General features: G+C 63.3%; 10 protein-coding genes, 1 tRNA gene and 1 pseudogene. 4 read left to right on the forward strand and 8 right to left on the reverse strand.

The window, feature by feature from the left end; genetic code table 11:
• Positions 1-6: 6 nt before the first annotated feature.
• Positions 7-1,233 (reverse strand): molybdopterin molybdotransferase MoeA, encoded by a 1,227-nt coding sequence (locus IAE38_RS08430; protein ID WP_328822889.1) that lies wholly within the window; start codon positions 1,231-1,233, stop codon positions 7-9.
• Positions 1,217-1,756 carry a molybdenum cofactor biosynthesis protein B gene (moaB, locus tag IAE38_RS08435; RefSeq protein WP_028632458.1) on the reverse strand — a complete coding sequence of 180 codons (540 nt, stop codon included), beginning with the start codon at positions 1,754-1,756 and terminating at the stop codon, positions 1,217-1,219. The genes IAE38_RS08430 and moaB overlap by 17 nt, the downstream gene beginning before the upstream one ends.
• A 186-nt stretch (positions 1,757-1,942) precedes the next feature.
• Here moaB and IAE38_RS08440 point away from each other — a divergent pair, with 186 nt between their 5' ends.
• Together IAE38_RS08440 and IAE38_RS08445 are read left to right on the forward strand one after the other, a co-directional pair.
• Positions 1,943-2,164, forward strand: a complete 222-nt coding sequence (locus IAE38_RS08440; RefSeq protein WP_028632457.1) for a YgdI/YgdR family lipoprotein — start codon at positions 1,943-1,945, stop codon at positions 2,162-2,164.
• Positions 2,165-2,245: 81 nt separating this feature from the next.
• Positions 2,246-2,322: transfer RNA gene (locus IAE38_RS08445), tRNA-Pro, on the forward strand.
• A gap of 66 nt (positions 2,323-2,388) precedes the next feature.
• Here the strand turns inward: IAE38_RS08445 and IAE38_RS24255 are convergent.
• The 3 genes and pseudogenes from IAE38_RS24255 to IAE38_RS08455 form a co-directional block, all read right to left on the reverse strand.
• A complete protein-coding gene (locus tag IAE38_RS24255; RefSeq protein WP_442968271.1) occupies positions 2,389-3,156 on the reverse strand; it encodes a methyl-accepting chemotaxis protein in 768 nt (255 codons plus the stop codon).
• A gap of 165 nt (positions 3,157-3,321) precedes the next feature.
• Positions 3,322-4,104, reverse strand: a pseudogene (locus tag IAE38_RS24260) (methyl-accepting chemotaxis protein); the annotation flags it as partial.
• A 92-nt stretch (positions 4,105-4,196) separates the two neighbouring features.
• On the reverse strand, positions 4,197-5,957 hold the full coding sequence (locus tag IAE38_RS08455; RefSeq protein ID WP_201162749.1) for an ABC transporter transmembrane domain-containing protein: 1,761 nt from the start codon (positions 5,955-5,957) through the stop codon (positions 4,197-4,199).
• 212 nt (positions 5,958-6,169) lie between these two features.
• Between IAE38_RS08455 and IAE38_RS08460 the strand changes: the two genes are divergently transcribed.
• Positions 6,170-6,346 carry a PA1571 family protein gene (locus tag IAE38_RS08460; protein WP_169338807.1) on the forward strand — a complete coding sequence of 59 codons (177 nt, stop codon included), beginning with the start codon at positions 6,170-6,172 and terminating at the stop codon, positions 6,344-6,346.
• Positions 6,347-6,433: 87 nt separating this feature from the next.
• On the opposite strand, the gene pdxB is transcribed toward IAE38_RS08460, so the two are convergent.
• The 3 genes from pdxB to rlmM form a co-directional block, all read right to left on the reverse strand.
• Positions 6,434-7,576, reverse strand: coding sequence for a 4-phosphoerythronate dehydrogenase PdxB (pdxB, locus tag IAE38_RS08465; RefSeq protein WP_201217010.1), 1,143 nt, complete (start codon positions 7,574-7,576; stop codon positions 6,434-6,436).
• 60 nt (positions 7,577-7,636) lie between these two features.
• Positions 7,637-7,879: a sulfurtransferase TusA gene (gene tusA / locus IAE38_RS08470; RefSeq protein WP_060482166.1), complete on the reverse strand. Its 243-nt coding sequence runs from the start codon at positions 7,877-7,879 to the stop codon at positions 7,637-7,639.
• 136 nt (positions 7,880-8,015) lie between these two features.
• On the reverse strand, positions 8,016-9,083 hold the full coding sequence (rlmM, locus tag IAE38_RS08475) for a 23S rRNA (cytidine(2498)-2'-O)-methyltransferase RlmM (protein WP_201217013.1): 1,068 nt from the start codon (positions 9,081-9,083) through the stop codon (positions 8,016-8,018).
• 225 nt (positions 9,084-9,308) lie between these two features.
• Between rlmM and acnA the strand changes: the two genes are divergently transcribed.
• Positions 9,309-12,050, forward strand: a complete 2,742-nt coding sequence (acnA, locus tag IAE38_RS08480; RefSeq protein WP_201217016.1) for an aconitate hydratase AcnA — start codon at positions 9,309-9,311, stop codon at positions 12,048-12,050.
• Positions 12,051-12,053: the final 3 nt, after the last annotated feature.

The following is a 12,053-nucleotide window of genomic DNA, read 5'->3' on the forward strand; positions in this document are numbered from 1 at the left end:
GGCCGCTCAGCCGAGCAATTCGCTGAAAGGAATGAACCGTACGCTGTCGCCCTGCTTCGGTGTGGTGCCCTCAAGCACCTCGACCAGGCCCTCAGCCCACACTGCGCTGCGCAGCACACCTGAACTCTGGTTTTTGTAGATACGCACCTGGCCTTGCTCGATGCGCGCACGCAGGTACTCCCGGCGGTTACCAGGCTTGGGCCAGTCGAAGCCGGCCGGCATGGGGAAACTCAACGGGGTCACATCGGCAACCCCTTGCCGGCGGAGCAGGTAAGGCCTGGCCAGCAGGCCGAAGGTGACCAGGGTGGAGGCCGGGTTACCCGGCAGGCCGATCACCGGCACACCCTGGAAATGGCCGAACGTGAGCGGCTTGCCCGGTTTGATTGCCAGCTTCCACAGCGCCAATTCACCGGCCTCGCGCAGGGCAGCGCCCAGGTAGTCCGCCTCACCGACAGACACCCCACCGGTGGACAAGATCAGGTCGACATCCCTCAGGTCTGCGAGGCAGGCTCGCGTGCGCGCCAGGTCATCGGGCAGGATGCCAGCATCTACCACGTCACAGCCCAAGCGCAGCAACCAGCTGAGCAACAGTTGGCGGTTGCTGTTGTAGATCTGCCCAGGCCCCAGCGGCAGGCCAGGCTCGACCAGCTCGTCACCTGTAGACAGCACGGCAACGCGCACTTTGCGCACCACATCCAGGTGCCCGTGCCCCAATGTGGCAGCAAGGCCCAACTCGATCGGCCCCAGCCGAGTGCCGGCAGCCATCACCTGCTCGCCCTTGCGGGTTTCCTGGCCTTGGGGACGAATATTCTGCTGAGGGCTCAAAGCCTGCAGGAAGGTGACACGGCCGTCATCGCCAAGCGCGGCATTTTCCTGCATTTCCACACAGTCGGCGCCCTGCGGCACGGGTGCCCCGGTAAAAATGCGCGCACAGGTGCCTGGTTGCAATGGCTGCGGTGCATGGCCGGCAAAAATCCGCTGGCTGACGGGTAGCGGCTGGCCCTGCCAGTCAGCCATGCGCAATGCGTACCCGTCCATGGCACTGTTGGGCCAAGGCGGCAGGTCGAGGGACGCCACCAGGTCGGTTGCCAGCACCCTGCCCTGTGCTTCGGCCAGTGCCACTGTCTGCACGTCGCGGATCGGCGCAGCATCGGCCAGCGCCAGCAACTGGTCGAGGGCCTGCTCCACCGGCATCAGCGCGCTGGCCTGAATCGCCTCAACCACGGCTTTCACAGGCCGCTGCCTGCTTCAGGTGGGGCACAAAATTGCACGGGCGATGCCGCGCATCGAGCTGCTCGGCCAGGATGCCGTCCCAGCCTGTGCGCACGGCATTGGTCGAGCCAGGCAGGCAGCACACCAGGGTGCCATTGGCAAGGCCGGCCAGGGCCCGCGACTGCACCGTCGATGTCCCGATATCAGCCACTGATATCTGGCGGAACAGCTCGCCAAAACCCTCTACCTGCTTGTCGAGCAGGCAGGTGACCGCCTCTGGGGTGCTATCCCTGCCGGTGAAGCCGGTACCGCCGGTGATCAGCACCACTTGTACCTGGTCATCGGCGATCCAGGTGGCCACCTGCGCACGGATCTTGTACAGGTCGTCCTTGAGCAGCACGCGTTCGGCCAGACGGTGGCCTGCAGCGCTCAGCCGGTCAACGAAGACCTGGCCAGAGGTATCGGTGTCGAAGGTACGGGTGTCGCTGACGGTGAGCACAGCAATGTTCAGCGGTACGAAGGGGGTATCTGCCTTGGCTTTCATGGGTATCCATCACAAGTACATGCAATGGCCGCAGTTATAACACAGCCCATGTGCAGACAGCGGATGTACCCTGCGCTTGCGCTGGATCAAGCAACAGCATTGCCGTTATGCTGCACTTGAAAGGAACTTGCACTAACGTCCCGCGTCTTAACTGTCATCTTGCACCATCGCACTTGGAGAACCACGATGATCAAACGGACCCTTCCCGCCTTCCTGCTCGCTGCGGGCATGGCTGCCCTCGCAGGCTGCTCGACCCCATCCGTCATTACCCTGAACGACGGCCGCGAAATTCAGGCAGTGGACAAACCGTCCTACGATGAAGACTCCGGCTTCTATGAATTCGAGCAGTTGGACGGCAAGCGCATGCGCTTGAACAAAGACCAGATCCGTACCGTCAAAGAGCTCTGATCAGGCACCCGATTTTGGCAAAGCCCCTTTTAACAACAAGGGCTTGCGTGCAAAATCGGGATGCAGTAGGATTTTGTTCATCGGAGTGTAGCGCAGCCAGGTAGCGCGTCTCGTTCGGGACGAGAAGGCCGCAGGTTCGAATCCTGTCTCTCCGACCAAATCCTTGTCAAAAAGCCCGCCATGAGCGGGCTTTTTGTTGTGCCTTTTTTGTGGATTGCAACGCCTCAGGCGCTGAGCCGCGAGGTCACCTGCGCCAATTGCCCAGATAACCCATGCAGGCGCTGCCCCGCTTGCTCGGTGTGTTGCACCGCCTGTTGGTTGGCGGTCGCGATGCGGGTGATTTCGACCAGGTTGCGGGAGATGTCCTCGGCCACACTGGTCTGCTCTTCGGCGGCCGTGGCAATTTGCCTGTTCATATCGCGAATGGCCTCGACGGCCAAGGTGATGCGCCGCAGCATCTGGCCCGCCTGCTGCACTTGCTCGGCACCCTCTTCGCTGCGCTGCTGGCCGCTTTGGATGGCCTTCACCGCTTCAACCGCACCACCCTGCACGGCGTCGATAATCTGGTGGATCTCGGCAATCGAGGCAGCGGTGCGCTGCGCCAGGCTGCGCACCTCGTCCGCCACCACGGCAAAGCCACGCCCGGCCTCACCAGCCCGGGCCGCTTCGATGGCAGCGTTGAGAGCCAGCAGGTTGGTCTGCTCGGCGATACCACGGATGACCTCAAGCACTTTACCAATACGTGCGCTGTCGGTTTCCAGGTGGCGGATCACCGCCGCCGTGCCGGTGATTTCCCGGTTCACCATGCCGATGATGTCGATGGTCTGCTGCATCACCTGCTCACCCGCCTGGGCACCCTGGTCGGCGTCATCCGCTGCCCGCGCCGCCTCGGCGGCGTGCCGGGCAACTTCCTGGGCCGTGGCAGACATCTGGTGCATGGCGGTGGCGACCTGGTCGGTACGCTGGAACTGGTCTTCGGTACCGTTTGCCATCTCGCTGGCAATGTGGCGCAGCTGGCCGCTGGCGTCCTCGAGCTCGTGGGCATTGCCCTTGAGCCGGCCAACGGTCTCGGCCAGAAAATCCCGCAAGGTGTTGGCCGCCTTCGCCAGGCGCCCCAGCTCATCCTGCCGGCGGCTTTCCACGCGGCCTTCGAACCGGCCTTGGCTGAGCTGAGCGACGTAGTCGATCAGTTGCCGTATAGGCTGGACCAGGCTGCGATTCACCAGCCACAGGCTCAGCAGGCCTACCAGCAGTGTTGAGGCCAGCATCACCAGCAGGCCCAGCCAAACGGTACGTTCGGCATTGGCACTGATGACGCCGGCACGTTGGCCGGCCTCGGCACGCAACTGCTCGACTAGCTGGCTCATCTGCTCGCTGGCCGCGCGGTCTACGCCCTTCACCGCGAGGTCGCCGGCAAATGGGTCGCCCCCGGCGGCGATAAAGGCCTGACGCCCGCGCTCGTAGTCCTGCCCCAGTTGCAGGTGGCTGTCACGCAGTTGCTGCAGTGGCCCCTTCAAGCGGCTGTCACTGCGCTCGATCAATTGGTCCAGCAGTTGTTGCACCTGCTGTTCTCGCGCCTGGAACTGCTGCCAGTACTTGTCCATATCCGCAGGCTGACGCCCGCGCAGCAGCACGTTTTTCCATTCCTGCACCTGAATCTTGAACTGAAGATTGGCCTCTTCGATCATCTGGGAGGCCTGCAGTGGCCCGTCCACCAATTGGGCATAGCTACGAACGCTGGAAGACAGGAACTGAAAGCACACCAGCGCGATCAGCAACATGGCCGCCAGGCTACCGCCCAGCATCAGCAGAATCTGCACCTTGAGGGATTTGCTAAACATCATGCATCTCAAAAACAGGAAGGGAAGAAACGGCGCGCGCACGCGACACCCGTCTAGACACTCTTTGTCCCGGAAGGCAGGCCAAAAAAAAGCTGCCATCAAGCAGATAGCAGCCAGTTCGAGCACGTGCACAACAGTTGGGCAGATAGTCTCAGGCAATTACTACAAAAATATGACAACCCCGCTGCAGGCTAATCGGTGTTGAACTGCAACGAAGCCAGCCGCGCATACAGCGGGCTGGTCTCGATCAACTGGCGGTGAGTGCCCACCGCAACCACGCGGCCTTTATCGATCACTGCGATGCGGTCGGCATGCTGCACCGTCGCCAGGCGGTGGGCGATCACCAGCGTGGTCCGGCCTGCCATCAGTGCGGGGAGTGCCTGTTGAATCAGGTACTCGCTTTGCGCATCCAAGGCGCTGGTGGCCTCATCGAGCAGCAGCACCGGCGCATCCACCAACAAGGCCCGGGCTATCGCGATGCGTTGTCGCTGGCCACCGGACAGGCCGATGCCACCCTCCCCGAGGAGGGTCTGGTAACCCTGCGGCAATTGGCGGATGAACGCGTCCGCATGGGCACCCTGCGCCGCCGCTTCAACCTGCACGTCGGTGGCCTGCGGCCGGCCATAGCGGATATTCGCCGCCACCGTACCGCGAAACAGCGAGGGGTTCTGCGCCACCAGGGCGAATTGCCGGCGTAACGTGTCAGGTTCGAGCTGGTCAATTGCGATGCCATCAAGCAGGATGCGCCCCTGCTGTGGGTCATGGAAGCGCAGCAGCAAGTCGAACAGGGTGGACTTGCCAGCCCCCGAAGGCCCAACCAGCGCCACCGTCTGCCCAGGCTCGATCTCCAGGCTGAGGTGGTCAATGGCTGCCACTGCCGGGCGTGAGGGGTAGGCAAACACGATGTTGTGCAGCGCGATGCGCCCGCTCGCCCGCGCCAGGGGCAGCTGCTGTGCTGGTGCAGGGGGCTGGATCACACTGGTGGCGGCCAGCAGTTCGGCAATGCGCTCAGCCGCGCCCGCCGCCCGCTGCAGCTCGCCAATCACTTCGCTCAGCGTACCGAACGCACTCCCCACGATCAGGCTATAGAACACGAACGCCGCCAGCTCGCCGGCCGAAATGCGCCCAGCGATAACGTCCGTACCGCCTACCCACAACATCACCCCAATCGCCCCGAGCACCAGCATGATGACCAGCGTGATCAGCCAGGCTCGCTGGGCAATACGCTTGCGGGCCACCGAAAACGCCTCTTCGACAGCCTCGGCAAACTGCTCGCGGTCGTGGGCCTGATGGGTATAGGCCTGCACAGTCTTGATCTGGCCGAGGGTTTCGGCCACGTAACTGCCCACGTCCGCCACCCGGTCCTGGCTCAGGCGCGACAGGCTGCGTACCCGGCGACCGAACAACAGAATCGGGGCGAGCACCACTGGCAGCGTCACCACCACGATGCTGGTCAGTTTGGGATTGGTGATGAACAGCACAATCACCCCGCCGATCACCATCAACGCATTACGCAGGAACATGGACAGGGACGAACCGATCACCGACTGCAGCAAGGTGGTATCGGCGGTCAGCCGCGACTGTATTTCGGAGCTGCGGTTGTCTTCGAAAAACCCAGGGTGCAGCGTCAGCAGGTGGTCGAACACCGCCCGACGGATATCCGCCACACAGCGCTCGCCAATCCACGACACCAGGTAAAAGCGGCTGAACGTTCCCAACGCCAGAGCAACAACCAACGCCATGAACAGCGCGATAGTCTGGTTGAGCTGGTGCACCGACCCGGTCATGAACCCCTGATCCACCAGCAACCGTATGCCTTGCCCCATGGACAGGGTAATGGCTGCGGTCACAACCAGTGCCAGCAGCGCCAGCAGCACGCGCTGGCGGTAGGGGCGAACGAACTGCCAGGCCAGGCGCAAGGCGCGGCGTGGGCGAGCATCGGAGTGAGGCATGGGGGTTATCACAAAAAGGTGGGCCCTCCAGCCTACCACTCATCCCCCCTCATGGAACTGCCGGAGGCTGCTATAGCCTATCGATCTAACCCTGGTATGGAGCTTTTGCGCCGTATCTGTTGCACTGTGCCTGCCTGGCCCGCGAGAGGCTTGTCCCCGCCTGGTCATGGCGCAGGGTTAACCTGATTCCGTCACTGAAGAGGAGACCATGCATGAACGTGCAATCCAACCACGACCACCACGCCAAGCCTGGGTGCGCACCGCAGCAAAAGGTTGCCGGCGCCCTGATCGACGCACAGGGGCGTGAGGTACCCATCACCGAGCAGATGATCCAGCAGGCCTGCAAAGCCTTGGAAGAAAGCCGGGTGGAGCGCGTACGCAAGGACTGATTGGCGAATTTCCTGTAACCCGGCACCTGTGCCGGGTTTTTTTCGCCCGCTAGATGGCGTTGTTCGCCAACCCCTGCTCGGCTGTTTTCAAACCAGCCTTGCGCCCAACGCCCCTACCATCTGCACCAATTGCGGCGAGTCTCCACGTACATGAACGGCCAGGCCCTCGATTTCACGACGCGGCGGGTAGTGCTTGCGCAGCTGGTCGAACGCTGCCCGTTGCCGTTGGCTGTCGTCACTGAGGCTGCGGCGCAAATCCGCATCGTCGCGGCGTGGGTCATAGACCGCACGGCACAGGGTAGCCAGTGCCCATTGCAGATCCGCACCGGCATCCAGCTCGATCCGCGCCAGCGGCGGGCGTGGCAGCAGGTCGGCCAGCGCCACCTGCTCATCAACGCCCAAATGGCGGCACAGCGCCTGGTAGATCTGTGCGGTACCGCGCTGGCGGCCATCGAGGCTGTAGCCTGCGATGTGCGGGGTGGCCAGCGTGCACAGGTCGGCCAATGGCAGGTCGACCTCCGGCTCCCCTTCCCACACGTCCAATACAGCGTGCACATCGGCACGCGCGTTCAGCAGTTCGCGCAAGGCTGCATTGTCGATGACGGGCCCGCGGCTGGCATTGAGCACCCAGGCACCGGGGCGCAGGCGGGCCAGTTGCGGCTGGCCGAGCAGATGCCAGGTAGGGCAACCCCCGCCGCGCTGCAGGGGCGTATGCAGGCTGATCACATCGCAGTGTTCCAGGATGGCATCAAGGCTGACGTAATCACCGCCCTCGGCAGCCTGGCGCGGTGGGTCACACACCATGACCTTCCATCCCAGCCCACGCAGCACGCGCACTAGCCGCCCGCCCACCTCACCGGCGCCCACCACGCCGTAGACCTTGTCAGGCAGCGCAACCCCTTCGAGGTCGGCAAGTGTCAGCAGGCTGCCCAATACGTAATCCACCACGCCTCGGGCATTGCAGCCAGGGGCGCTGCTCCAGCGGATACCCGCTTGGGTGAAGTAATCGAGGTCGAGGTGGTCGGTACCAATGGTGCACGTACCCACGAAGCGCACGCGGCTGCCTTCAAGCAGTTGGCGGTCCACCTTGGTGACGGAGCGTACCAGCAGAATGTCGGCATCCCTGACGCTGGCAGCATCGAGCCCCCGCCCTGGGTATCGGCGTATCTCGCCGAAGCCCTGGAAGAATGCATCGAGCAGCGGGATATTCTCGTCGGCAACTATCAGCATGGCGCTCTCCTGTCTGGGCAGCGCAGTGTAGGCGCAACGCGGGGTGTGTTCCAGAGCGCTTCAGTCGGCTTTCTTGCGGATCCAGTACAGGAAGGTGCCAGCCTCTTCCTGTTGCTGCAGCAGTTCGTGGCCAAGAAAGTTGCAGAACTTGGGGATGTCGCGGCGCGTGGAGGGGTCGGTGGCGATGACCTTGAGCAGGCCGCCTGCGGCCAGATCACGCACGTGCTGGTGCAGCATCATCACCGGTTCAGGGCAATTCAGGCCCGTGGCGTCGAGGGTGGCATCAGGGGTGAAGTCGGTCATGGAGGGCTCCGCAAAATGATTGCCATTGTCGCGCATTGTTCGGTGTGGACCAAGCTTGATGGTGCCCTCCTCGATAGTGCTTTTGCTTGCGAGACCGAGCGCCACCACTTGAGCCAAGGCATGCCCGTGGTTGCCATCACCGGCGCGGTTTCAGATCCAACCGGCGCAAGTGACAGGTCACCTCCTCACGGTCATGGTAAAGCTGCTTGCAAGCAATCGACACCCTCACCTTGCTCGCCTTGAACGTTGCCTCCATCCGATCCAGCAACCGCCGCACCTCTGCATACCGCTGTTTCATCGGCAACTTGAGGTTGACTACCGCCTCCCGACACAGCCCTTCGCCTAACCACGTTTCGATCAGCGAAGTGGTTCGCGCCGGCTTCTCGACGATGTCACACACCATCCAGTCCACCGCCTGCTTCGGCCGCCAGGTGAAACCATCGGCCATCAAATGCTGCACCAACCCCGTGTCCATGAGGCTTTCTGCCATAGGCCCGTTATCGATGGCCGTGACCAGCATGCCCCGTCGCACCAGCTGATACGTCCAGCCGCCAGGCGAAGCACCCAGGTCCACCCCCGTCATGTCGTCGCCCAGGCGTTGCTCCCACTGGTCCCGCGGGATGAACTGGTGCCAGGCTTCTTCCAGCTTCAACGTCGAACGGCTGGGCGCCTCGCGGGGGAATTTCAGGCGCGGGATGCCCATTGGCCAAAGCGCGCTGTTGGCAGGCGGTGCACTTCCGGCAAACACCCGTCGGCCGCTGATGAAGGTCAGCAGCAAGCGCGGGCGTGAAGTGTCCTCGACCAGCCGGCCAGCCTTCTCCAGCGCCTTGCGCAACGGCGCCTCGAACTTGCGGCAGAACGTGGACAGTTCCTTGCCGTCATTGCTGTCCAGCACTTCCAGCCAAAGGCTGCCGAACACCGGCTGGCCCGCCAGCTGCTCCAGCAGCACACTGATGCGGTCGGTTTCCGGCAACTCGATGTACCCACCACATGCCCACTGCCGCGCAAAGATTAGCTGGCTGAAGCGCAGCGCGCCCATCAGCCGCTCGGCAGCGCCCGCCTCGCTACAGACGAACTCGGCGCAGGCGCCATGCGCCTTGCCCTTGGCGTAACCGGCAACGCCCACACGGGCAGCGTGTTCGCTGATCTCGGCGCACACCTCGCCCTCGAAACCGGGCCGGCAATGCATGAACAGGGTATTCATCTCTCACTCCACGACGGCTGGCGCACCCAAGGCGCCGGCAGGGCCGCGATGATAAAGGAAGTTCGGAACCTGCGACATGCCCCGCCGGTCCAGAAAAGGGTCAGGTAACGCAAACCGGACTAACCTGACCATTCAGCCAGGCCCGTGCCGTGCGGGCTGGTACACAGCGGTGCTACTGGCAACCCCTTGCGTCGTTGCCTGGCACCGGCGCAGAAGGAGTTGGCAATGCCCTCGCTCGATAGCCTGAAAACCCTCAAGCCGCTACAAGTCGGCAACCAGACCTACCACTATTTCAGCCTTGCCGAGGCCGCCCGCCAGTTGGGTGACCTGCAGCGCCTGCCCATGTCGCTGAAAGTGCTGCTGGAAAACCTGCTGCGCTGGGAGGACGGCAAAACCGTCACCCGCGACGACCTGCAAGCGCTGGCCCAGTGGCTGACCGAGCGCCGCTCGGACCGCGAAATCCAGTACCGCCCGGCCCGCGTGCTGATGCAGGACTTTACCGGCGTCCCTGCAGTGGTCGACCTGGCCGCCATGCGCGCGGCCATGGCCAAGGCTGGCGGCGACCCACAACGCATTAACCCGCTGTCGCCGGTGGACCTGGTCATCGACCACTCGGTGATGGTCGACCACTACGGCACTGCACAGGCTTTCGGCGAAAACGTCGACATCGAAATGCAGCGTAACGGCGAGCGCTACGCATTCCTGCGCTGGGGCCAAAGTGCCTTCGACAACTTCAGCGTGGTACCACCGGGCACCGGCATCTGCCACCAGGTCAACCTTGAATACCTGGGCCGTACGGTCTGGACCCGCGAGGCGGACGGCCGTACCTACGCGTTCCCCGACACGCTGGTGGGCACCGACTCGCACACCACCATGATCAATGGCCTGGGCGTGCTGGGCTGGGGTGTGGGCGGCATCGAAGCGGAAGCGGCGATGCTCGGCCAGCCCGTATCGATGCTGATACCGCAGGTGATTGGCTTCAAGCTGACCGGCAAGCTGCGCGAAGGCATCACCGCCACCGACCTGGTGCTGACGGTGACCCAAATGCTGCGCAAGAAAGGCGTGGTGGGCAAGTTCGTCGAATTCTACGGCGACGGCCTGGCCGAGCTGCCCCTGGCCGACCGTGCAACCATCGCCAACATGGCACCGGAATACGGCGCCACGTGCGGTTTCTTCCCGGTGGATGATGTAACCCTGGACTACCTGAGGCTATCGGGCCGACCGGCTGCCACCGTGGAACTGGTGGAGCATTACTGCAAGGCCCAGGGGCTGTGGCGCCTACCGGGCCAGGAACCGTTGTTCAGCGACACGCTGGCCCTGGACATGCACGATGTGGAATCCAGCCTGGCAGGGCCCAAGCGCCCGCAGGATCGGGTAGCACTGGGCCAAGTCAGCCAAGCCTTCGACCACTTCATCGAACTGCAGCCCAAACCGCTTGCCCGCGAAGTCGGGCGGCTGGAGAGCGAGGGCGGCGGCGGCGTGGCCGTTGGCAATGCTGACCAAGCCGGTGAAATCGACTACAGCCACCAGGGGCAGACCCACACACTGCGCGACGGCGCCGTGGTCATTGCGGCCATCACCTCCTGTACCAACACGTCCAACCCCAGCGTCATGATGGCGGCAGGCCTGGTTGCCAAAAAGGCCCTGGAAAAAGGCCTGCAACGCAAGCCGTGGGTCAAGAGCTCGCTGGCCCCTGGTTCGAAGGTGGTCACGGAGTACTTCCACGCGGCCGGGCTTACGCCCTACCTCGACGAACTGGGCTTCGACCTGGTGGGCTATGGCTGCACCACCTGCATCGGTAACTCCGGGCCGCTGGACGAGCCAATTGAAAAAGCCATTGCCAACGCCGACCTGACCGTCGCCTCGGTGCTGTCGGGCAACCGCAACTTCGAAGGCAGGGTACACCCACTGGTCAAGACCAACTGGCTGGCCTCCCCGCCTCTGGTGGTGGCCTATGCCCTGGCAGGCAGTGTGCGTGTGGACCTGACCAAGGACCCGCTGGGCACCGACAAGCATGGCCAACCTGTCTACCTGAAGGACATCTGGCCCACCCAGCAGGAAGTGGCTGCTGCGGTAGCCAAGGTCGATACCGCGATGTTCCACAAGGAGTACGCCGAGGTGTTTGCCGGCGATGCACAGTGGCAGGCCATCGAAGTGCCGCAGGCTGCGACCTATGTGTGGCAAGACGACTCCACCTATATCCAGCACCCGCCTTTCTTCGAGGGGATCGAGGGCCCCGCCCCGCAGATCACCGACATCCGTGGCGCACGCATACTGGCGCTGTTGGGCGACTCGGTCACCACCGACCACATCTCGCCTGCGGGCAACATCAAGGCCGACAGCCCGGCAGGGCGTTATTTGCGTGACAAAGGTGTGGAGCCCAGGGATTTCAACTCCTACGGATCGCGCCGCGGCAACCACGAAGTCATGATGCGGGGCACCTTTGCCAATATTCGCATCCGCAATGAAATGCTCGGCGGCGAGGAAGGTGGTAACACCTTGTACGTACCCACGGGTGAGAAACTGTCCATCTACGATGCCGCCATGCGTTACCAACAGGACGGCACACCGCTGGTGGTGATTGCTGGCCAGGAGTACGGCACTGGTTCCAGCCGCGACTGGGCGGCCAAGGGCACCAACCTGCTGGGGGTCAAGGCTGTGCTTGCCGAGAGCTTCGAGCGTATCCACCGCTCGAACCTGGTCGGCATGGGCGTGCTCCCTCTGCAGTTCAAGGCTGGGCATGACCGCAAGCAGCTGGGCCTCACCGGCAGGGAGCAGATCGAGCTAACCGGCCTTGAAGGCGTGCACATTCACCCCGGCATGAGCTTGCCACTGCGCATCATCCGCGAGGATGGGCAACAGCTGGACATCGAGGTGTTATGCCGCATCGACACCCTCAATGAAGTGGAATACTTCAAGGCCGGCGGCATCCTGCATTACGTGTTGCGCCAACTCATAGCGGCGTGAAGG

This window comes from Pseudomonas sp. S32, from assembly GCF_016648095.1.
Classification (GTDB): domain Bacteria; phylum Pseudomonadota; class Gammaproteobacteria; order Pseudomonadales; family Pseudomonadaceae; genus Aquipseudomonas; species Aquipseudomonas parafulva.

Coding starts and splice junctions, on each gene's coding strand:
- IAE38_RS08440 (WP_028632457.1), top strand. CDS start 1,943: ATGATCAAACGGACCCTTCCCGCCTTCCTGCTCGCTGCGGGCATGGCT.
- pdxB (WP_201217010.1), bottom strand. CDS start 7,576: ATGCTGATAGTTGCCGACGAGAATATCCCGCTGCTCGATGCATTCTTC.
- rlmM (WP_201217013.1), bottom strand. CDS start 9,083: ATGAATACCCTGTTCATGCATTGCCGGCCCGGTTTCGAGGGCGAGGTG.
- IAE38_RS08455 (WP_201162749.1), bottom strand. CDS start 5,957: ATGCCTCACTCCGATGCTCGCCCACGCCGCGCCTTGCGCCTGGCCTGG.
- IAE38_RS24255 (WP_442968271.1), bottom strand. CDS start 3,156: ATGGCAAACGGTACCGAAGACCAGTTCCAGCGTACCGACCAGGTCGCC.
- IAE38_RS08460 (WP_169338807.1), top strand. CDS start 6,170: ATGAACGTGCAATCCAACCACGACCACCACGCCAAGCCTGGGTGCGCA.
- acnA (WP_201217016.1), top strand. CDS start 9,309: ATGCCCTCGCTCGATAGCCTGAAAACCCTCAAGCCGCTACAAGTCGGC.
- moaB (WP_028632458.1), bottom strand. CDS start 1,756: ATGAAAGCCAAGGCAGATACCCCCTTCGTACCGCTGAACATTGCTGTG.
- tusA (WP_060482166.1), bottom strand. CDS start 7,879: ATGACCGACTTCACCCCTGATGCCACCCTCGACGCCACGGGCCTGAAT.